We start from the raw sequence: 22,773 nt of genomic DNA, 5'->3' as shown, positions 1-22,773 counted from the left end.
GATTTTGTACAAAAATAGAATGCTTTTCCGATACGTACAATACCATGGGTATGGTATACTATACAATTACTTCTTCTTTCCCCCTTTTATTAACGCGTTAATTGCTGTGCGGGCAACGGGTAGTAAGACTGATGTAGCCAAAGCTCCCCAGAATTTTTTCTTGGCTTTTGAGGCTTGAGCGTCCGCTTTCTCTTGAGCCTTCTGTACTTTTGCCTGTTCCTTTCGCGTTTTCTCATCCGCTTTCGCCTGTGCAGCGGCGTCTTTTTCTTGCTGAATGTTGTTCAGGCGTTCAAGAAGTATTTCGTAGGCCGATTCTCTGTCAATGGTTTCTGAATAATGACGATAGAGTAGGGAGGTGGTCGTTATCTTGCTTCGTTCCTCCGCAGTGATTGGTCCTATTTGGGATTGAGGCGGGAGTACAAACGCACGTTCTACAGGCTGAGGAGCTCCTTTTCCATCGAGGAAAGAGGTCAATGCTTCTCCTGTACCTAATTCTGTAATGGCTGTTTCCGTGTCGAATGCCGGGTTAGGACGAAATGTCTGTGCGGCTGTTTTGACGGCTTTTTGATCTTTAGGTGTGTAGGCGCGTAATGCGTGTTGAACGCGGTTTCCTAATTGACCGAGGATTGAATCTGGAATATCTGAAGGGTTTTGAGAAATGAAATAAACACCTACCCCTTTAGATCGAATCAGGCGTACAACTTGTTCTATTTTTTCGATTAGAGCTTTGGGAGAATCACTGAATAATAAATGCGCTTCATCAAAGAAAAAAACGAGCTTAGGCTTCTCCATATCACCTACTTCCGGCAATGTTTCAAATAAACGGGTTAACATCCAAAGAAGGAAGGTGCTGTAAACGCGTGGCGAATTCATTAATTTATCAGCAGCCAGAATATTGATAACCCCTTTGGAGCCATCTGTTTGCAGGAAATCATCTAAGTTTAATCCCGGTTCGCCGAAAAAAGCTCCGGCACCTTCATGCTCTAATTGTAATAAGCCTCTTTGAATAGCTCCGATACTGGCCGCAGATATATTTCCGTAGTTGGTGGTGAATTTCGCGTTGTTGTTACCCACATATTCCAGCATTTTCTGCAAGTCTTTCAAGTCGATCAGCGCAAGTGACTCATCTTTGGCAATTTTAAAAATCAGCGTAAGTACGGCACTTTGGGTATCGTTCAAAGACAAAAGTCTACTAATCAGAATCGGACCCATTTCTGTAACGCTGGCACGAATATTTACACCTTGTTCGCCAAACACATCCCAAAACTGAACCGGGAATGCCTGAAAATCGAAGCCCTTCTCTTTCAGACCGTACAAATCAACACGTTTGGTAACACTTTCTTTATTACCTCCAACCTTTGCAACACCGGAAAGATCACCTTTGATATCTGCCGCAAAAACGGGAACTCCCATTTGACTGAATGTTTCAGCCATTGTTTGAAGCGTAACAGTTTTTCCGGTACCTGTTGCTCCTGTTATTAACCCATGTCGGTTGGCCATTTTCGGCAGAAGACATACTTCTTTACTTTCGGCTATCGCAATAAATGCCCTTTTGTCCTGATCAAACATAATCTTAGAGTTTAGCTTGATGCAATAATAGTAAAAAAAAGCATAGCCTCTACCCCTCGCTTACTAAAAGCGTATGGCGAGGGAAGAATGGAAGTCTGTTTTAATCATTTGATCTGCTTTTTGAATCAAACAAAAGCCTGCCTGAATGATATATTAAGTTACTCTTTCGAATTGATAAGTTCAAAAAGATATATACCTTTGTTATGATGAGAATTTTATAAAACATGATATTAATTAAGTTTTTGTAAGTTTTGCACAAATACTAAAATATCCCAAATGCCACAAGTTGAACAGTTTAATGGTATATATGTACGATACTATCAGAAAGCATATCGTTTTTCTTGGATGTACGTGCGTAATGATCAGGTTGCTGAAGACATAGCAGCAGAATCTTTGATCAAGTTATGGGAGACTATGAAAAAAGAACCTGTTGAGAAACCCTTAGCTTTATTATTGACAATACTTAAGTACAAATCGTTAGACTACCTGAAAAAACAGATTCGAACAGACGAAGCTTTTGAAGCAATGGCGAAGTGGCAGCAACGAGAACTGTCTATTCGTATATCTACACTTGAAGGATGTAATCCGGATGATATTTTTTCAAAAGAAATACAAACGATCATTACTCGTACGTTAAATGAATTTCCTGCTCAAACCCGAAAAGTTTTCATGCTGAGTCGTTTTGAGCAGAAGTCAGGGAAAGAGATTGCGGAGTCTTTAGGGATTACTGTTAAAGGTGTTGATTATCATATAGCAAAAGTGCTGAAAGCATTGCGGATTTCTCTGAAAGATTACCTGCCTTTATTTTATTTTTTGTTTTTACATTAAAAAAGATACGTTTACGACTAGTGAACTTTCTTTTGCTGTCGTCTTATATATGTAAAACGGAAAATAAATGGATGATAATTTATTACAATTATATTTTGAAGGACGCATAACCGATGAACAATCCCGTTTGATTACGGAGTGGTTGGATGCTGATGTGGAAAACCTGAAATATTATCAGCAAATGTGTCGTTTGTACGAAATAAGTTACTGGCAAAAGAGTCCGGAGATTAGTATGGAGTCCCGCCCCAATAGACTGAAGAGAAAAGACATATGGATGGAATTTATGAAAATAGCTGCAGTCTTTATTTTAGGATTTGCGTTGCATAACTGGATAAATCCGTTGTCTACTAAAATACAAGATGATGTGGTTATGCAGACTATGCATGTTCCACCGGGACAAAATGCCCAGCTAACCTTAGCTGATGGTTCTCAAGTTTGGTTGAATGCTGGTAGTACATTGAGATTTCCTTCTCATTTCGTTGATGGAAAACGGCAAATCTATTTGGATGGAGAAGGTTTTTTTGAAGTAAAGACAAATCCTGACAGACCTTTTATCGTTTCTACTGCCAATTATGATATTAAAGCATTAGGTACTTCTTTTAATGTAAAGGCCTACAAACAAACACCACACTTTGAAACAGCCTTGCTAACAGGTAAGATCGAAGTTTCAGATCATGTAACAAACGAGATCATATCTCTTATACCCAATAAACAAGCTGTACGTATTAACAATAAACTATCAGTTGTTCCTATACAACATGCTGATTATTTTCTTTGGCGTAAAGGCATTTTAAACTTTGACGAACCTCTGATAGAAGTTTTGCAAAAGCTGGAACTATACTTTGATGTAAATATTCAAGTAAATAGTAAAGCTATTTTACAGAACAAACAGGTTTGTACAGGTAAATTCAGGACAAGAGATGGACTAAATCATATTTTGGATGTTTTGAAACTTACTCATCAGTTTGATTACAAGAAAGATGACGAGAAAAATCTGGTCACTATTAATTAATTTGAACCATAACATTTCCGCATTAGACTTACAATGAAGAGTGTCTTATAAAATATTGTTAACCTTTTAATTCTAATAACCTTATGATAGAAACATAGAAGAAAATGAAAACCGGCAAGCGCTCCAACGCTTACCGGTTATGGGTTAGAACCCCGACCAAGGAATATTTATCGAAGTACTAACAAAATTACAAGCAAAATTATGAATTATATTTTGTGCAAACAATCTATACCCGAAATTAAACACATATTTCGTATTATGAAGGTCACTGTTATAGTCTTGTTTACCTGTGTTTACGCTCTTTTTGCGACAGAAGCAAGTTCGCAAAACACGAAGGTATCTATATATGCGGATAACCTATCTGTCCGGGAAGTGATTCGTGAAATAGAAGAACAGACAGATTACTTGTTCGTATATAATAAGAACGAAGTAAATGTAAACCGATCAATTCTTCTAAATGTTGTAGATGAACCCATCTTTGATGTTTTAAATAAAATATTCGCTGAAACAGAAGTGGAATACAAATTAGTGGGTAAAAACATTACACTAATTAAACGAAGTTTGCTTTCTGAAAAAAACAAAATAGATCAACAAACCCCTAAAAAAGTAACGGGTGCGATTACGGATCAAAAAGGAGAACCTATTATTGGAGCTAATGTTGTTGAGAAAGGAACTACTAATGGTACAATAACTGATATGGATGGCAAATTCTCATTACAAGTAGAAGACAAGGCGATACTTCTTGTATCATATATTGGTTATTTGGAGCAAAATATTAATACTGCAGGAAAAACAACAGTTAATGTTCTTTTACAAGAAAATACACAAGCGTTAGAAGAGGTTGTTGTGGTAGGATATGGAGTTCAGAAAAAAGCCAATCTTACTGGTGCCGTCTCCACCGTCTCACAAGATGTATTTGAGAACAAATCAATGTCCACACCTTTAGCGGCGCTTCAAGGAGTAATTCCCGGTGTTGGTGTAACACGTGGTAGCGGTAAGCCAGGGGGGGAAAATTACAATGTTCAGATTAGAGGGGCTTCTTCTATAAATAATGTAGGTGTATTGGTTATGGTTGATGGCGTAAGAGGATCTCTTAATGAGCTTAACCCTAATGATATAGAGAGTATATCTGTGTTGAAAGATGCAGCTGCTGCGGCTATTTATGGTTCAAATGCAGCAGGAGGTGTAATGTTAATAACTACCAAAAAAGGGAAGAATGACAAAGTGGAAATATCTTATTCAGGCAGTTTTGGTGTCACTCAAGCGTCGAGAATGCCAACACGCATGAAAAGCTGGGATGAGGCCAAATACTACGATGAATCACTATTAAACAGTGCAGGAACAATCTACTGGGGAGAAACGAAATATGCTTGGATGCGAGGAGAAAAATTGGATGTTATTGATGAGATAGGTATTCGTTCCGGAGTACGACCATCCGATTTTTTCCCGGGAGAAAGATTTGTCATTGATCCGACAAGACCTAATGTTTGGCTGTCATATAGTGATGTTGATCAGATTAAAGTTGCTTTAAAAAAAACAAATACTACGCAGACACATAATCTTTCCGCCAAAGGAGGTAATGAAAAAAACTCTTATTATATGTCTGCTGGATACTATAATCGCAGAGGTATTTTAAGATACGGTCCGGATTCAGAAGAACGATATAATTTAAGACTTAATCTTCAAAATAAGTTTACAGATAAAATATCTCTTAATTCTGTGCTTGCATTTACCAATAATAATATATACCAACCGGCAAGAGGTGTTGATGAAATAATTCTTTTGGCTTATAAATTTTGGGGATGGGAAGAACCCTATCGTCCAAATGGAGAATATCACGCTTCAAATGGAATATGGCCAAGCATTATTCAAATAGAAAAAGAAGAGGGGAAAGATACAAGGAAAAACTATCAATTTGAAGGAAGTGTAAATTTGAAAATAGAAGATGTTTTTCCCGGTTTAGAGATCAATTTGATTGGTGCTAAGCGAATGGGAATAAATCAAGGTGATAGACATGTGAAGACCTTAACTTACACAGGAGCTGCTGGTATCCCAATTGTTTTCAATCCCACAAATAGTATGCATAAGTTCTCAAACTTTAGTCATTACACTTCATTTCAGGCTTTTGCAACTTACAATTTAAAATTTTTAGAGAAGCATAACTTTACCGTTTTGGGAGGGTATTCCTTTGAGGATTTTCGACATGATAATTTGTCTGCAGGAATTAGTAATCTTGTAACTAATGAGTTGTTTAGTCTCAACTGGGGTGATCCTCAAACAGCAACTGTTTCTGATGGAGTTACCTCTGCTTCAACTATGGGGTATTTTGCACGACTCAATTATAGTTTTAATGATAAATATCTATTTGAGTCTAATTTAAGATATGATGGTAGCTCTCGACTTGCTCCTCAAAGTCGTTGGCAGTTATTTCCTTCATTGTCTGCTGGTTGGATCGTTAGTAATGAGAGTTTTTTTCCTGAAAATAATATAATTAGCAATTTAAAACTTCGTGCTTCATGGGGGCAATTAGGGAATTCAGATGCATTAGGTTATTATGATTATATAGGAATGTTAAATGCAGGAAGTAACATTCCGTTCAATAATGCTCGGAATACTCGTGTGTACCAATCTCAGTTAGCTTCTCCTGAGAAAACATGGGAAACTATAGAAACAACGAATATTGGAATAGATACTTGGTTTCTAAACAACCGCCTAAGTCTTACTGGTGAATATTATATAAAAAGAAACAAAGATATGTTAGCCAATATGGAAGTTCAATCTATAATTGGTGTTGGATTGCCTACATTCAATATTGGTGAACTTAAAACTAATGGTTGGGAAATAAATCTTACTTGGAAAGATATGTCTAAACCCTTTAAATATTGGGTGTCCGCTCAACTCTCAGATAATACAAATAAATTAGTTAAATATAGCGGAAAGAATGTAGTAACCTTAGGCCAAGTAGCTCTACTTGAAGGAATGCCTTTAAATACAATTTGGGGATACAAAACAGACGGATTATTTCAAAGCGATCAGGAATATAAAGATTACGGAGTGTTTATTAATCCAAGAACTGGTCAAGGTGATATGAAATATGTTGATTTGGATGGAGATGAAAAAATAAGCATGGGAGAAGGCACTTTAAAAGACCATGGAGATATGGTCAAATTGGGTGATACTAATCCACGATATATGTTTGGGTTAGATTTAGGCTTCGAATGGAATGGCTTTAGTTTCAGCTGTTTTTTTCAAGGTGTTGCAAAACGTAAGATATTGTTAAATACGGTAGATCTTCAGCCTATGTTTAGTGAAGTACGTATGCCATATGCTGAGCAATTAGACTATTGGACAACAGAAAACAGGAATGCATTTTGGCCACGTCCATATTTAGGTAGTACTCATAGCTATTGGGCTTCAGACTACTGGATTCAAGATGCTGCTTATATTAGGCTGAAGAATATAGAATTAGGATACACATTGCCCCAATCATTAACAGAGCGTGTTTCATTACGGAAGGTTAGGGTGTTTATGTCTGGACAAGATGTATTTGAATTGACGAATGTCTTTTCTTTTATTGACCCTGAACTCCCAAATAATGCTGGGGTTACTTATCCTTTTTCCAGAGTTTTTCAAGCGGGTTTGAATATAACATTTTAAAATCAAGATTTAAAAAGGATGTTTAATATGAAAAAAATAAAATTCTTAATTATTACATTTTTCAGTGTATTAATGCTTACGTCTTGCGATTTGAGCTTGGATAGATTCCCTGAAACAAATCTCTCTGATGTGAATTTTTGGCAGAATGAGGCAAATTTTAGAATGGCCTGTAATCAATTTCAATCATTAGTTAATGCCAATGACATTATATATGATGATAATCGGTCGGATTATGCAACGGGTAATGTGTTAAATAATATAAGTGACGGAAGTCGGGTTGTACCTTCTACCTCTTCAGATTGGAGCAAGCCTTATGAGATGATCTTTACAGCAAATAAAATTATTGAAAAGAGTAATCTTGTCCAGTTCGAGGGTATTAACCGTTGGCAGGCTGAAGCTCGGTTTTGGAGAGCATATGCCTATTTCCAGCTTGTTAAAAAATATGGAGATGTTCCTCTCGTTTTACGAGTTCTGGATGTCAAAGATCCTGAATTTACAGATGGACGTAAAGATCGTGAGGTCGTTATTCAACAAATATATGATGATCTCGATTTTTCAACGGAAAATTTACCTTCTTTTCAGCAATTAGGACAAACAGAGTATGGGAGGATCTCTAAAAGTGCATCATTGGCATTAAAATCTCGAGTAGCATTGTACGTGGGGACTCATCAGAAATTTCATCATTGGGGTGAATCTGCAACACATTTGCAATTGTCAATAAATGCTTCCGAGGCTGTTATGGCAGAAGGTCATTCTTTATATAATGATATGTCATATTATCATTTGTTTCAATTAGATGGCGAAGGGTTTACAAATAAAGAAAATATTTTAGCTATCGTTTATGGACAAAATCTTGTTAATAGCATAAGAAGCCATAATATAGGTAGAGAATTAGAAAATGGATATGCATCTGTAACTAGAGCGATGATTGAACAATATTTATGCACTGATGGACTACCTTTTGATAAATCACTTTTAGCCGAATGGCCAGAAAAAACACCTTGGTCAATTTTTAAAAATAAAGATCCGAGAATGCAAGCTACTATATTCACGGAAGGAGAGCCTTTTGGAAGCCCTTCATCTTATATTTGGAATTTGCCGGCAATCCGAACTAGATTTTCACCCAAAAAGTATAGTATAGTGGCCGATTGGTCAAGTAGACAATCTTTCGTAGATATTGCATTAATTCGTTATGCGGAAATCCTGTTAAATTATGCAGAAGCTGTTTTTGAAAAAGATAATATGATTTCAGACGATGACTTAGATAAATCTATAAACTTACTTAGAGACAGAGTTTCAATGCCGCGTATTTCGAACCTATTCGTTTCTTCCAATAGCTTAGACATGCGTACTGAGATACGTCGTGAGCGTAGCGTGGAATTAGCCCAAGAAGGATTCCGGTATGATGATATTATACGTTGGAAAATAGCAGAAAATGTGTTAAGTAAAAGGTTAATTGGAGTTACTTTTTTTGAAGATATATATACTGGATCAGTCAATGTTACTAATGATGGATATATTTTAGTTCAAGACTCATCTTCAAGAAAATTTGACCCTGAAAGAGATTATTTATATCCTATACCAGTAAGAGATATTTCTCTAAGCGAGGGAACTATTCATCAAAATCCAAAATGGTAAATTATAAGGAATTCAATAAAGGAATATTTAATTTATCAATCTAAAAAACAAAAAGTTATTTTCTTAAATCAGAATGGAATGTTGAAATTTTGGTATTTATTATTAATAGAGACGTTATTCTGCCAAATTATAGCTGCTGATATTTATATTGGTAAAGCTTCTGTAGATATAACACCAGAACTCCCCATTGCATTAATGGGGCAGTTTCCAATGCGAATAGCAAATACAATAGAAACGCCGCTAACTGCAAATATAATAGCTATAGAAAGCAGAGACAAAGATAAATTACAAGAGACTGCTATTTTTGTGTCATGTGATTTGTTGTATGTTCCTAATAGCTTGATAACGAGCGTGCGTAGGGCTGTTAATGAACAACTCCCTATGTTAGATACTTTAAAGATTGTAATGAATGCAACGCATACTCATACTGCTCCGGTGCTTGAAAGTGTACCAGGAGAATATTCTTTTATGTATCCAATACCTCAAAAAGGAGTGACACAAATTAAAGATTATACTACTTTTCTTGTGACACAAATTACTGATGGAATTGTTAAAGCGTGGAGTGCAAGAGAAAAAGGAAGTATTGCTTGGGGGATGGAAAGAATGGCAATTGGTTACAATAGACGCTCCGTGTATAATGATGGATCGGCTATTCTTTATGGAAAAATGAATAATTCAGATTTTATAAATATTGAAGGATATGAAGATCATGATATTAATGCTTTATTTTTCTTTGATAATGCTAGTAATCTTTTTGCTATAGCTGTTGAGGTTGCTTGCCCTGCTCAGGAGGTTGAGTCAAGGGTTGCTATCAATGCGGATTATTGGCATCCGGTTAGGGAAAACTTAAAGAAGATATATGGTGAGGATATAGTTCTCTTATCTTGGAATGGGGCATCTGGCGATGTTGCTCCTCATAGAATGTATAGAAAAAGAGCCTATGAGCGGATGAATCAGCTCCGAGAAGTTTCAACGATGGAAGATATTGCTAGACGTATTGTCTATGCAATAAATGAAATGTATAATGTTGTTTGTAAAGAACAATGTGACAATCCAATTTTTGTTCATAAGGTTGAAGTTATTGATTTACCTATGAGACCAATTTCTGAACAAGAGTTTTTAGAGGCTAAAAAACAATATTTGATTTCCATGGATGAAATTGCCCAAAAAGCTTCTGCAGTAAATGATTTTATGGCAAAGGCTGTCTGGCACAAAGGATTGATGGAACGTTATGAAAAACTGAGTGAAAATCCTGAATTGAAACATAAGACAGAAGTACATGTTTTGCGTATTGGAGATATAGCTGTTTGTACTAATCAGTTTGAATTATTCACAGATTATAGCATACAAATTCAGGCTCAGAGTTGTGCTTTGCAGACATTTGTTGTTCAGCTTGCTGGAGCAGGAACCTACTTGCCAACGAGTAAAGCAATTAAAGGAGGAGGCTATAGTGCTGTTTCTGAAAGTGACCATGTGGGTGAAGATGGAGGAAAACTTTTGACCAAAAAAACGATTGATTTAATCAATAGTTGTTGGTAATCGATTTTATTGGATAGTGTGATATATTCATTTTGTGATTAAATGCTTAAAAGTTAAAGTTATTATGCAAAAAGTATCTATTACCCTGTTATTTCTGGTTTTTGTTCAGTTAAGTTTTTCTCAGATAGAAAAACAAAACGCACATAAACTATATGTGGGGTGGTCCTCTAAAAGTATTACTCCGGACAGCCCTGTCGCATTAGCAGGTCAGTTTCAAACCAGAATTAGTTATAATATAATGGATTCGGTGACTTGTACTGCTCTTGCTATTGAAACAAGAGATATTGATAAAAGTATCGAAAGTGCTTTGTTGATATCTGTAGACTTAGTTGATTTAAGAGATGGGTTTGAGAAACAAATAAAAGAAGGAGTAAGAGAAAAACTTCCTGATTTTAATTTAAATAAAGTGATAATCAACGTAACCCATACACATACTGCACCAGTTGTGATGAAGCAAAATTATGCTATTCCTCCTGAAGCTATTCAGCCAAATGATTATAGAAATTTTGTAGTAGAGCAAATTGCTATTGCTGCTGCTGAAGCCTGGGAGAATAGAACGGATGCGGGTATGAGTTGGGGGTTAGGACAGGCTGTCGTTGGATATAATCGGAGGACAGTGTATTCAGACCCTATTCCCAGTATGTTTGGGACAGGGACTACTGTTATGTATGGTAAAACCAATAGAGAAGACTTTTCTCATATTGAAGGACACGAAGATAACGGTATGGAAATGCTATTCTTCTGGGATATAAAGAAAAAACTTACGGGAATTGTAATAAACATTGCTTGTCCTGCACAAGAGACAGAAAGTATCTCTCAAGTTTCTGCTGACTTTTGGCATGAAGCAAGAACTGAATTACGTAAGAAATTCGGTGAAAATGTATATATACTACCTCAAGTAGCAGCTGCAGGAGATATTTCTCCTCATTTGATCTGGCGTAAAAAAGCAGAAGAGATAATGCTCAAAAGAAAAGGAATTACCAGAAGACAAGAGATAGGAAAGCGTATTGCAAGAGCTGTTGAGGATGTATTTCCTTATGTCCAAGGTGATATTAAAAGAGAATTAGTATTTCGTCACATCTATAATGATATAGCATTGCCAGTCAAACGAATAACGAGAAGAGAGGCCGCAAATTCGGCTATGCTTAGTGAAGAAGAGCCCGATAACGCTTTTTGGCATCAAGAAATTGTGAATCGTTACAATACGCAGAACTCTATTCCCTTTTATTCTGCTCGAGTAAATGTGTTGAGGCTTGGTGAGGTGATAATGGCTTCTAATCCTTTTGAGCTATTTGTAGATTATGGAGTGCGTATCAAAGCCCAGAGTAGAGCTGTACTTACTATGTTGGTTCAATTAGCTAATGGAGCCGGTGCTTATCTACCAACAGCAAAAGCAGAGGCAGGGAAAGGCTATTCTGCAATAATTCAAAGTAATCTTGTCGGCTCTGACGGAGGACAAATTCTGGTAGAGGAGACATTGGATATGATTGATTCAATAATAAAATAATAATAGAAGATATATATCTGAAAAACAGTTTTTTAGATATGAAATTCAATGAATGGAAAAGAAAATGAAAAATATAATTGTTAGTATATTAATTTGCCTAATGGCTTTATTGTTTAATCAGATGAACGTTCATGCACAGGGGCTTCCTTATATGAATAAAAAACTGAATACAGAAGAACGTGTAAAAGATCTTCTGCAACGTATGAGTGTTGAGGAGAAAGTTGGTCAAATGTTAAAGGTTACCCTTCAGGACTTAAAAGAGGATGAATATGGACGAATAACGGAGGAGTCTTTAGAACAACTTTTTAGTGGTATGGGTATTGGTTGCGTTGACCCTCCAATTACAGATGGACGAACAAACAAGCCTATTGATGTAAAAGGGATTGCTAAATATTCTGAAGCTGCTGACCAATATTTAAGAAAAAAAACAAGATGGGGTATTCCTGCTATTCAGGTTGATTTAGGTGGGATTCATGGACAACTAGCCTATGATGCAACAATCTTTCCACAATCATTGAATCAAGGAAGTACATGGAATCCTCAACTAATTCATAAAATGGCTGATCTCATGGCGTATGAAGCTAGTCTCACAGGATGTGACCAATTCTTTGCTCCCTTGTTTGATATTGCTAGAGAACCTCGTTATGGTAGAGTAGAGGAGTGTTTTGGCGAAGATCCTTTTTTAGTTGCTGAAATAGGAAAAGCATTTGTTAATGGACTTCAAGGAGACCCTGAAATTACTAAGAATCATATACCTAAAAACAAGTTAATTGCTACCGCTAAGCATTTTGTAGGCTACAGTGTTCCTACTGCTGGTATTAATATTGCTCCTGTAGAAGTTGGACCGAGAGATTTCAGGAGCATTCATTTATATCCGTTTGAAAAAGCAATTAAAGAATCGAATGTATATTCTATTATGCCGGCGTATAACGAGGTGAATGGTATACCTGTGCATGGGAATAAAGAACTGCTTCGAGATATCCTGAGAGACGAATACGGATTTGAGGGCTATGTGTTTGCTGACTATGGAGGGGTTTGGATGCTGCAAAATAAACATAAAGTGACAGCTAATAAGGCTGAAACAGCAATACTTGCTCTAAAGAGCGGTGTAGATCAAGAAGGGCATGACTATGCTTATTCTCAACTGATTGAAATTGCGAAAAAAGATAAAGCGATTGAGGCATTGATTGAAGAGGCTGCAGGCAATATTTTACGAGTAAAATTTAAGGCAGGTCTATTTGATAACCCCTACAAAGCACCCAAAGATATTTCAAGCCTAATAAATACAGAAAAATCACGCAATTTAAGTCGTGAAATAGCTGAAGAGTCTACTGTTTTATTAAAGAATGATAATTTACTTCCCTTAGATTTAAAGTCTTTACGATCAATTGCAGTTATTGGACCCAATGCCGATCAAGTTCAATACGGTGATTATAGTATAACAAAAGACAACTCCACAGGCGTAACTGTTTTGGAAGGAATCAAAAGAATAACACAGAACAAACTGACTATACATTATGCAAAAGGGTGCAATATCACTGGACTTGATAAAAGCGGCTTTGCAGAAGCAATAAAAGCAGCTCAAAAGAGCGATGTAGTGGTCCTTGTTATTGGAGGAAGTAGTATGTCATTGGCTGGTACTGGTTGGGGAGAATCTAATGAAGTGAAAGATTTTCCTACTACTGGTGAGGGATATGATAGGACAGAGCTTGATCCACCCGGTGTTCAGTCTGATTTGATACGCGAGATTTATAAGACCGGAAAGCCTGTCGCATTAGTAATGATACATGGGAATCCTTATAGTATTACATGGGAAAAAGAAAATCTCCCGGCGATTCTTGAAGCTTGGTATCCGGGCTCTGAGGGAGGAAATGCTATAGCGCGTATTCTATTTGGAGAAGTTAATCCTTCAGGTAAACTGACAGTATCGATACCACAATCTGTTGGACATATACCTGTTTTCTATAATTATAAACCATCTGCTAAGGGACATTATAAAAAACCCGGTACACCGGAAAACCCGGGCAGAGATTATGTTTTTTCTTCACCTGAACCGCTTTTTCCCTTTGGATTTGGACTAAGTTATACTCAGTTTGAGTATTCAGAATTGAAAATCAACAAAAGAACATTAACGGAAAATGATAGCATACAACTTTCGGTAAATGTGAAAAATATAGGTAAGAGAGCAGGGAAGGAGGTTGTTCAGGTGTACATTAATGATAGAATTAGTTCTGTAACCACACCAATAAAAGAACTGAAAAGCTTTTGTAAACTTAACATAGCTCCAGGAACAACAACAACTGTGCAATTCTCTATACCTTGTAAAGAGTTAGGACTATGGAATAATGATATGAAATATGTTGTTGAGCCCGGGGAGTTTGATGTAATGGTAGGCTCTTCAGCAGAAGACATTCATTTAAGTGATTATATAAGAATTCAATTTTAATTGTAAAAAACGAAATTTGCTTTTATAAGTACTCTAAAACCATATCAAACTTTATAATAGTTTTTTCAACCCTTTTCAATAAAGGGTCTGGAACTCTGCTGAGTTAAAAAAAACTATTATAAAGTTTGATATAGTTTTTATATTGACTATAAATAAGACAACGAATCATGTTGTGATGAATAGATGGTGTCGTTTTATCCATAGTATATCATCAGATATATTAGTGTTTGGTTTTGCTGACTGTCCTCTCTGTTACTATTTAAACATAGAATATAACACTGCATAATCAACCAAATTCTTATCTTTAGACAGATTTATTTAAAAATTTGAAGATTATGAGATGCTTAATGGTTGCTATATTGTTCTGTGCGAGTTTTTTAAATTCTTACGCGCAAACTTTTGATCGGTCTAAGCTTGAGATTGGTGGTGGTGTTGGTTTGCAGTTTGGTGATTATACGGTTGTTAATGTGTCTCCTCAGGTGGGCTACCGGCTTACTCCTTATTTTACGCTGGGAGCGGGTGTTTCTTATACTTATCATAAGGATGATTATTATGTAGACAGCAGATCGTATGATTATAAATCCAGTTATTTTGGGATGAATGTGTTCGGTCGTTTTTATCCGATACAGTACCTGGTGTTGAGTGTTCAGCCCGAGGCCAGCCGGATGTGGCGATCTTATGATGGTCCGAACGGTAAGGTGAAAAGCAATGAATTTGTGCCTTCTGTGCTGCTTGGGGGCGGTGTGCGTTTGGGACCTGTTACGGCTATGATACAATATGATGTGATTCAGGATGATAATTCACCTTATTCGGATAAAATATTTTACAGTATAGGCTATACGTTCAGCTTCTGAAACAATAGTACCTTTATATCAGCAACATGATAACAGAGATAAAGGTCATTGCTGCTGTAAAATATCGAAAGCCTTTTTCAGGGAGCTTTTTGATTAATACGATTCCGGAAATTGCACCTATAATAACCAAGGGAATAGCGTACAGGTCCAATAATAAGGTGGTGGTCGAAATATTATCCCATACAAATGCTTGCAGGGGAAGTTTCAGCCAGTTTATTACTAAAAAGAACCAGGCGTTAGTTCCCACAAAACTATATTTGGGTAATTTAAGTGATAAAAAGTAGATAGCCAAAACCGGACCAGCGGCATTGCCTATCATCGTGGTGAAGCCACCCAATATCCCAAACAGAGGGGCATACCACCATTTGGTAACCATCGTGCTCTCTTTTCCTCTCCATTCAGACCAGAGCATGAAAACAAATACAATGAGTAAGCATCCGCCCATTAAGCGTTTGAATTCTTCCGGGGGAATGATCTTGTCTGCCAACAAGGCTATACCAAATCCTACAAGCGCGGCAGGAATCAGTTTTATTATATATTTCCACTCGGCTACCCTACGGTAATAAAGTACGGCTACCAAATCGGCAAAGCAAAGAATAGGCAGAATTACCCCGGTAGAAGGTTTGGCTCCGAAAACCATAGCCATTAAGGGTATGCTGATGAGACTAACGCCTTGAATGCCTGTTTTTGACATTCCTATAAATAGAGCGGCTATGAAAAAGATCATCCAGTCGGCATGCGACTGCATCCATATAAAAGAATCCATATAATCACTGTTTTATCAGGAACAAAGATATACGCTTCAGTGGAATTAGAGCCTATTTAAATTTCCCGAAGAATAATCTTTATCTGTTCATTTACAGGTGCAATATAGATTTCTTCAAATTCGGCATAAATATTATCGATATGGATTTCATGGAGAAATTCGGAAAAGGTCGTATATTTGTGACATGTTTTTCATGGTATTAGATTTAAGGTTAACAATTTGAAATGGGTTGTCGTGATGACAGCCTTTTTTTGTCTTTTTTAGTCCCCTCGCACATCCTTGATATTCAGCATGTTTACTACCCTCAAAAACATAAAGGTTATTTTTTAAAACATAAAGGATATTTTCGGAAAAATAAAGGATATGTTTTTTTTTATATAGTAATGTGGAAAATGGCCCGTTGTTTTTATATAAAAAAAGGACCGATAGATTATCGGTTTTCTTTTTATATCTTCGCCATTCATTACTACTACAAGAGATCTAAAATGAAAATTGTTTTTACGATCAACTATAATACAAGTTGGGGGCAATCCTTAGCTGTTGTTGGTTCTATTCCTGAATTAGGACAATGGGAAGAAGCGATTGCTCCTGATATGTTGTTCTTGGGTGATGGCATCTGGCAGTATGAGATTGATATACCGGATCACGTCCGGAACGTTGATTATTATTATCTGATTAAAACTGAAGGACAGGAAAGTAAAAGGGAATGGAGCAGGGGGCACTCATTAAAACTGAATGGTTGTAAGGGGTGTTACCGGCTTTATGATACTTGGCTGAACACACCGGCTGATTTGCCGTTTTACTCTTCGGCTTTTACGAATGCTGTTTTTGCACATTCGAAATCTCCGGCTGAAAATGAAAACAGCAGAGAGAAATTGACGATCTCGGTCTTCGCTCCTCGGGTAACTAAACAACAATATGTTGCTTTTACCGGCAATTGTGATGGCGTTGGCAACTGGATGCCCGAACGGGCAGTGCGCATGAGTCCTGATGAAGGAGCGGTATGGCGTGTAACTGTTGACGCTTCGGATCTTGTTTTCCCGCTGAGCTATAAATTTATATTGTGTGATAAGGAAGCTCCGGAGCGATGTGTTTGGGAGGAGGGAGATGATCGGATTATGGCGTATCCTTTCTTGACTAATGGTGGAGAATGTGCTTGTTTTTCCGGGTTGTTTTTCCGTTATGGAAATAACCTCATGCAATGGAAAGGAGCGGGAACGGTAATTCCTGTTTTTTCTTTACGCTCGGAACGGAGCTACGGTGTAGGAGATTTGGGAGACTTGCGTTTGATGATTGATTGGGTTGAAAAAACAGGGCAAAATCTTATTCAGGTGCTGCCTATGAATGATACTCGTATGACGCAGACGTGGCTTGACTCTTATCCATATAGTGCAATGTCTATCTACGCCTTGCATCCGATGTATATTAATTTGGACGGCATGGGTGAGTTGATGGATGAGGAAAGAAGGCGGCATTATCAGCTTTGTCAGCATGAACTTAATGCGAAAAACGAGATTGATTATGAGTCTGTTGTCGAAACAAAATTAGCCTATTGCAGGGAGTATGTCGAACAGGAAGGATTGAGCCGATTGATGGATGATGAGGATTACCAGCGTTTTTATGAACACAATAGTTCCTGGTTAATTCCTTACGGTGCGTATTGCTACCTGACGGGTTTATATAAAACTGCCGACTTTACCCAATGGGGGCAATATGCCGCTTATGATAAACCGGCCATAAAAAAGCTGAGTTCACCACAGCATCCGGCTTATCCTATTATTGCTTTTAATTATTATCTACAATATGTGTTAGACCGTCAGTTTCGTGAGGTGACGGATTATGCCCGTGCGAAGGGAATCGTGTTAAAAGGTGATCTGCCAATCGGAGTTAACCGCTTGAGCGCGGAGGTCTGGACAGAGCCCGGGTATTTTAATTTGAACGGACAGAGCGGAGCACCGCCTGACGATTTTTCGGCAAACGGACAAAACTGGCTTTTCCCCACGTATCGTTGGGATGTAATGGAGAAAGACGATTATGCCTGGTGGAGGAAGCGTTTCGCGAAGATGAACGATTATTTTGATTGTTTCCGGATTGATCATATACTTGGTTTTTTCCGTATATGGGAGATTCCTCAAGCGTATGTTCAGGGACTTTGCGGACATTTTAATCCGGCCTTACCTTTGTCTGTCGAAGAAATCGAAATGACCGGCATCCGGTTTGATGAAAAAAGATTTACTTCTCCTCGTATCTCGCATGATTTTTTACCGGATTTGTTCGGCGAATATGTCGATGAAGTACTGGGCAGTTACCTGGCCCAATCGTCATCCCGTCATTTTGTGTTAAAACCCTTTTGTGATACACAGCGGAAAATTGAAAAATTATTCGCCGGGAAGAAGGATGATAAAGCACGAAAAATTATGTTTGGACTATATGACATAGCCAATGAAGTGCTTTTCTTGAAAGATCCGCATGAGGAAGACAAATACCATCCGCGTATTTCGGCTTTCGCCTCACGGTTATACTTAGAATTAAACAACGACGAAAAACGAGCATTTGATCGTTTGTATGATGATTTCTACTATCACCGGCATAATGAATTCTGGAAAGATCAGGCTTTTCGAAAATTGATACCTTTAGTAAACTCGACGGAAATGCTTGTGTGCGGTGAAGATTTAGGGATGATCCCGGCAACAGTGCCGGAGGTGATGAACAAACTTCAATTACTGAGTTTAGAAATTGAACGAATGCCTAAAACCTTCGGGGTAGAGTTTGCCGACCTGACCAGTTTGCCTTATTACTCGGTTTGTACAACCTCTACGCATGATATGAGTCCGGTTCGCAGCTGGTGGAAAGAAGACAGACCCAAAACGCAACGCTATTACAACACCGTTTTAAACAGACACGGAGAAGCTCCATACGAATGTTCAGGCGAATTGGCCACTCAAATTATCTCTAATCATTTATCGTCACCTGCAATGTGGGTAATCATTCCCTGGCAGGATTGGTTGGCAACAGACGACGAACTGAAGCGACAAGATGCTGATGCTGAACGGATCAATGTGCCGGCGCAAACGAATTACTACTGGCGCTATAGAATGCACCTCACCTTGGAAGAACTGCTTAATGCCGATTCGCTCAATACAAGGATCAGCTCACTAATTAAAGAAAGTAATCGTTGAAAAAGATAAAAAAAGAGAATTTCCTGTTGCTTATATTTGATAGGAAACGTGTTGCAAATAATTGCAAATTCGTACATTTGCAAATTAATTAAAAAGGAAATGACGGATATTACAGATATTGCCGGAAGATTGATCTCTAAATCAAAGAGTCTGGCAATTGATAAGAAAAAGCTTTATGATGCGTTGGATACACTTGTAGATCATGTGTTGTTTCCTATTTGTGCAAATGAAATCACGGGAGAGCGTGGGCTGTATAAATTCTATTCCGTATTGGTGGAAAATATGTCGGTTCTACTCGGCATGGAAAGAGCCAAGGAAGTAGCAGACATCTTTCTGGAAAAACTGCCCTGGATGCAAGAACAGCTTTACGACGAAGCAACTGTGTTCAGTCAAAATGACCCTGCGGCAGGTTCAATGGAAGAGGTCATCATTGCCTATCCCGGCTTCTTTGCCCTGACGGTATACCGGATTTCGCACGAATTATATGAATTGCAGGTTCCTATTATTCCCCGATTATTTTCAGAATACGCGCATTCGAAGGTGGGTGTTGATATTAATCCGGGAGCTAAAATAGGTAACTCTTTTTATATTGACCATGGTACAGGTATTGTGATTGGCGAATCGACGATCATTGGCGATAATGTGAAAATATATCAGGGTGTAACACTTGGTGCTTTATTTGTTACAAAAGATTTGAGTAACAAGAAAAGACATCCTACAATTGAAGATAATGTGGTGATTTATGCCGGAGCAACCATTCTGGGCGGCAATACGGTAATTGGGCACGACTCGGTAATCGGTGGTAATGCCTGGCTAACAAACAGTATTCCACCCTATTCCTTAGTACAACAAACAGCAGAGATCAGAATAAGAAGTATGTTGGATAAAAATGATCCGATAGAGTTTTATATTTAATATAGTAGAAAAGAGAATATGAGAAGTTTTGCGAGCGATAATAATTCCGGAGTGCATCCCCTGATAATAGATGCGATAGCCCAGGCGAATGTGGATCATGCCGTTGGTTATGGCAGCGATCCATGGACAGAAAAAGCAGAGCGAAAGTTGAAAGACGTATTTGGTGAAAATGCAACCCCGTTTTTTGTATTCAATGGAACCGGAGCAAATTCGGTAGCACTTCAAGCCGTGACCCGTTCCTTTCATAGTATTATTTGCGCGGAAACCGCTCATATTTATGTGGATGAATGCGGTGCGCCGGCACGAATGACCGGTGCCACAATAACCCCTGTATCAACTACCGACGGCAAGTTGACCGTAGAGCAAATCAAAGAACGACTAATAAACTTTGGTGTTTGCCACCACCCTCAACCCAAAGCCGTTTATATTTCTCAGGTATCAGAACTGGGCACTGTCTATACCATAGACGAAATACGCGGGATCGCTGATTTATTGCATTCGCATAATATGTACCTCCACATGGACGGAGCCCGCCTGGCAAACGCATGTGCCTACCTAAACTGTGATATGCGCCGGATCACCATCGACTCCGGAGTAGATATCTTAAGCTTCGGAGGAACAAAAAACGGAATGATGATGGGAGAAGCCGTTGTTTCATTTCGTCCGGAAATTACAGAAAACCTTCAATATTACCGTAAACAATCCGCCCAGTTAGCCTCAAAAATGAGGTATTTATCCGCACAGTTTATTCCCTACCTCGAAAACAACCTCTGGTTGGAAAATGCACTGAAGGCAAATGTAGCGGCATCAAAATTATACGATATATTGAAAGAATATCCGGAAATAAAATTCACACAAAAACCCGAAACAAATCAATTGTTTTTCACAGCCCCAGCGAAAATCGCACGGAAACTAAGAGAAAAATACTATTTCTATTTTTGGAACGAAGCAAATTATGAAATAAGATTAGTTACTTCGTGGGACACAACAGGTGAAGACATCGCCTGCTTTGAACAAGATTTAAAAGACGCTTTTAAATAAAACGTCTTGTTAATTAATGTGTATATTTGTTGATCTAAACGAAATTCATATTTTATGCAAAAAAATGAAACGTTAGTTTCAGTGGATACACTTTTTTGGAAAATGGCTATGAAAGACGATGAAGAAGCATTTCGTCTTTTATTTGTTAACTTTTTTCCACCTCTTACGTTGTTTGCCCGTCGTTATTTAACCGACTTGGAAACATGTGAGGATATTGTTCAAGATACCTTTCTAAAAATATGGAAGAATAGAAAGACATTGGATATAACTACTTCTACTCGTAACTTTCTGATAACAACTGTTAGAAATAGTTGTGTGGATTATTTGCGTAAAAAGGAAACTGAAGCCCGTTATCATGAATTTAATTCGGATAATAAAGAACAATTATATGATCCAAATGATTTATTAACATTGTCGGAACTTGAAAGAATGCTTGCCTCTGCTTTAGAAAAACTCCCTGAAAACATTCGACAAGCTTTTATAAAGAGTAGATTTGAGAATAAAACTTATAAAGAAATAGCAGAAGAATCAAATATTTCAGTGAAAACTGTAGAATCTTACATGACACGTGCATTAAAAACTCTTCGAGAAGAATTAAAAGATTATTTATCGTTTTATATTTTATTTCTCTGGTAATCAAAACGATATTTGATTAAGGTTCTTTTAGTTAATAAAAACTTTTATTTATCCATAGGGTATCCTTTGTTCTGTACGTCTATACTGTAAAATGGAACAAAGTTGAAGCGAGAAGAATTACATATTTTAGACTATTTGGAAGGGCGTTTGTCTGAAGATGAACGTATGGCTTTTGAACTTGAACTCGAAAATTCACTCTCATTACAAAAAGAGGTTGATGATTTACGTTTTTTGCTCAATACCATAAATCATATTAAAGATGTTAATAAAGTAAATACTATTGCTCGTTGGAAAAAACTATCTTTTAAATTGTATTTGTTAAAAATAAGAAGCAAAACTTTAAAATCTGTTCAACGACTTGTTGTTATTGCTTTTGTTCCATTGTTATTGTTTGTTTATTATTTAAACACTCAAATTATCAGTAACAGCTTTGTAGAACAAAGTTTAGTTGAAGTGAAATCTGCTTTTGGAGTTGTTTCAAAAATCACATTACCTGATAGTAGTATTGTTTATTTAAATTCAGGGAGCTCCCTTTTATATCCGATTAAGTTTCAGGACGACTCACGCTCTGTTTTTTTATCTGGTGAGGCTTATTTTATTGTGAAATCTGATCCTGCAAATCAATTCAAGGTGAAAATATCAGACGATTTGACTGTGAGTGCTTATGGAACAGCGTTCAATGTTAATGCCTATAAAGAACAAGGGTGGGTAAGTACTGCTTTGACAAGTGGGAATGTATCAATAAATAAACAGTTAGGAACTTCATCTTCGGTTAACATAATTCGTCCCGGAGAGTTAGCTGTAATTGATAAAAACACAAAAGAAATAAATATATCTACAGTAAATCTTTATTCAGTAACGGCCTGGAAAGATGGCAAAATTGTGTTCAGAAGGGCGAAAATGCCTGAAATTATTTATCGCTTATCTAAGCATTTTAACGTTGAGATAGAACTGAGAGATAATATTCTTAATCAATATGAATTTTCTGCAACATTTACGACAGAAACTTTATCTGAAATTTTGAATTTGATCGGAAAATCGTCACCTATAAAATGGCATTTTGTTGAACCTAAGCAGCAGAGTGATCAAACATATACAAAACGAAAAGTAATTATATCGCTTTTGCGATGAATTTTGAATGTCAATTTGAAAATTGTTAATCTTAAAAATGTTAGCCTATGATGTG

General features: G+C 37.3%; 15 protein-coding genes. 13 read left to right on the top strand and 2 right to left on the bottom strand.

Annotated features, from left to right (window positions below; genetic code table 11):
- Window positions 1–66 precede the first annotated feature (66 nt).
- Window positions 67–1,569, bottom strand: coding sequence for a helicase HerA-like domain-containing protein (locus B9Y81_RS04965; RefSeq protein WP_085535884.1), 1,503 nt, complete (start codon window positions 1,567–1,569; stop codon window positions 67–69).
- A gap of 276 nt (window positions 1,570–1,845) precedes the next feature.
- Between B9Y81_RS04965 and B9Y81_RS04960 the strand changes: the two genes are divergently transcribed.
- The 8 genes from B9Y81_RS04960 to B9Y81_RS04925 all read left to right on the top strand — a co-directional run bounded on the left by B9Y81_RS04960 (window position 1,846) and on the right by B9Y81_RS04925 (window position 15,050).
- Complete coding sequence (locus B9Y81_RS04960; RefSeq protein ID WP_085535883.1) at window positions 1,846–2,397, top strand: RNA polymerase sigma-70 factor; 552 nt, start codon at window positions 1,846–1,848, stop codon at window positions 2,395–2,397.
- Window positions 2,398–2,464: 67 nt separating this feature from the next.
- Entirely contained in the window at window positions 2,465–3,409 is a 945-nt protein-coding gene (locus B9Y81_RS04955; protein WP_085535882.1) for a FecR family protein, read from the top strand.
- 258 nt (window positions 3,410–3,667) lie between these two features.
- The gene (locus B9Y81_RS04950) at window positions 3,668–7,066 is read left to right on the top strand and encodes a TonB-dependent receptor (RefSeq protein ID WP_176221447.1); all 3,399 of its coding nucleotides are present in this window, start codon (window positions 3,668–3,670) and stop codon (window positions 7,064–7,066) included.
- 27 nt (window positions 7,067–7,093) lie between these two features.
- Window positions 7,094–8,704 carry a RagB/SusD family nutrient uptake outer membrane protein gene (locus tag B9Y81_RS04945; protein WP_176221446.1) on the top strand — a complete coding sequence of 537 codons (1,611 nt, stop codon included), beginning with the start codon at window positions 7,094–7,096 and terminating at the stop codon, window positions 8,702–8,704.
- A gap of 78 nt (window positions 8,705–8,782) precedes the next feature.
- The gene (locus B9Y81_RS04940) at window positions 8,783–10,243 is read left to right on the top strand and encodes a hypothetical protein (RefSeq protein WP_085535879.1); all 1,461 of its coding nucleotides are present in this window, start codon (window positions 8,783–8,785) and stop codon (window positions 10,241–10,243) included.
- Window positions 10,244–10,307: 64 nt separating this feature from the next.
- The gene (locus B9Y81_RS04935) at window positions 10,308–11,750 is read left to right on the top strand and encodes a hypothetical protein (RefSeq protein WP_085535878.1); all 1,443 of its coding nucleotides are present in this window, start codon (window positions 10,308–10,310) and stop codon (window positions 11,748–11,750) included.
- A gap of 52 nt (window positions 11,751–11,802) precedes the next feature.
- Window positions 11,803–14,196, top strand: a complete 2,394-nt coding sequence (locus B9Y81_RS04930; RefSeq protein ID WP_085535877.1) for a glycoside hydrolase family 3 C-terminal domain-containing protein — start codon at window positions 11,803–11,805, stop codon at window positions 14,194–14,196.
- Window positions 14,197–14,531: 335 nt separating this feature from the next.
- Entirely contained in the window at window positions 14,532–15,050 is a 519-nt protein-coding gene (locus B9Y81_RS04925) for a hypothetical protein (protein WP_085535876.1), read from the top strand.
- A gap of 13 nt (window positions 15,051–15,063) precedes the next feature.
- Here the strand turns inward: B9Y81_RS04925 and B9Y81_RS04920 are convergent, their stop codons facing one another.
- On the bottom strand, window positions 15,064–15,816 hold the full coding sequence (locus B9Y81_RS04920; protein WP_085535875.1) for a sulfite exporter TauE/SafE family protein: 753 nt from the start codon (window positions 15,814–15,816) through the stop codon (window positions 15,064–15,066).
- 485 nt (window positions 15,817–16,301) lie between these two features.
- On the opposite strand from B9Y81_RS04920, the gene B9Y81_RS04915 reads away from it, so the two are divergent.
- From B9Y81_RS04915 to B9Y81_RS04895, 5 genes are all read left to right on the top strand, one after another.
- On the top strand, window positions 16,302–18,995 hold the full coding sequence (locus B9Y81_RS04915; RefSeq protein ID WP_085536006.1) for a 4-alpha-glucanotransferase: 2,694 nt from the start codon (window positions 16,302–16,304) through the stop codon (window positions 18,993–18,995).
- Between the two features lie 99 nt (window positions 18,996–19,094).
- Window positions 19,095–19,910, top strand: a complete 816-nt coding sequence (epsC, locus tag B9Y81_RS04910; RefSeq protein ID WP_085535874.1) for a serine O-acetyltransferase EpsC — start codon at window positions 19,095–19,097, stop codon at window positions 19,908–19,910.
- A gap of 18 nt (window positions 19,911–19,928) precedes the next feature.
- Entirely contained in the window at window positions 19,929–20,951 is a 1,023-nt protein-coding gene (locus B9Y81_RS04905; RefSeq protein ID WP_085535873.1) for a threonine aldolase family protein, read from the top strand.
- 54 nt (window positions 20,952–21,005) lie between these two features.
- The gene (locus B9Y81_RS04900) at window positions 21,006–21,587 is read left to right on the top strand and encodes an RNA polymerase sigma-70 factor (RefSeq protein WP_085535872.1); all 582 of its coding nucleotides are present in this window, start codon (window positions 21,006–21,008) and stop codon (window positions 21,585–21,587) included.
- A 102-nt stretch (window positions 21,588–21,689) separates the two neighbouring features.
- A complete protein-coding gene (locus tag B9Y81_RS04895) occupies window positions 21,690–22,718 on the top strand; it encodes a FecR family protein (RefSeq protein WP_085535871.1) in 1,029 nt (342 codons plus the stop codon).
- Window positions 22,719–22,773: the final 55 nt, after the last annotated feature.

It is taken from the genome of Massilibacteroides vaginae (genome assembly GCF_900178525.1).
In the GTDB taxonomy this organism is placed as follows: domain Bacteria; phylum Bacteroidota; class Bacteroidia; order Bacteroidales; family Tannerellaceae; genus Massilibacteroides; species Massilibacteroides vaginae.
The sequence above is the reverse complement of the archived record's forward strand: the minus strand, read 5'-3'. Positions and strand labels throughout refer to the sequence as shown.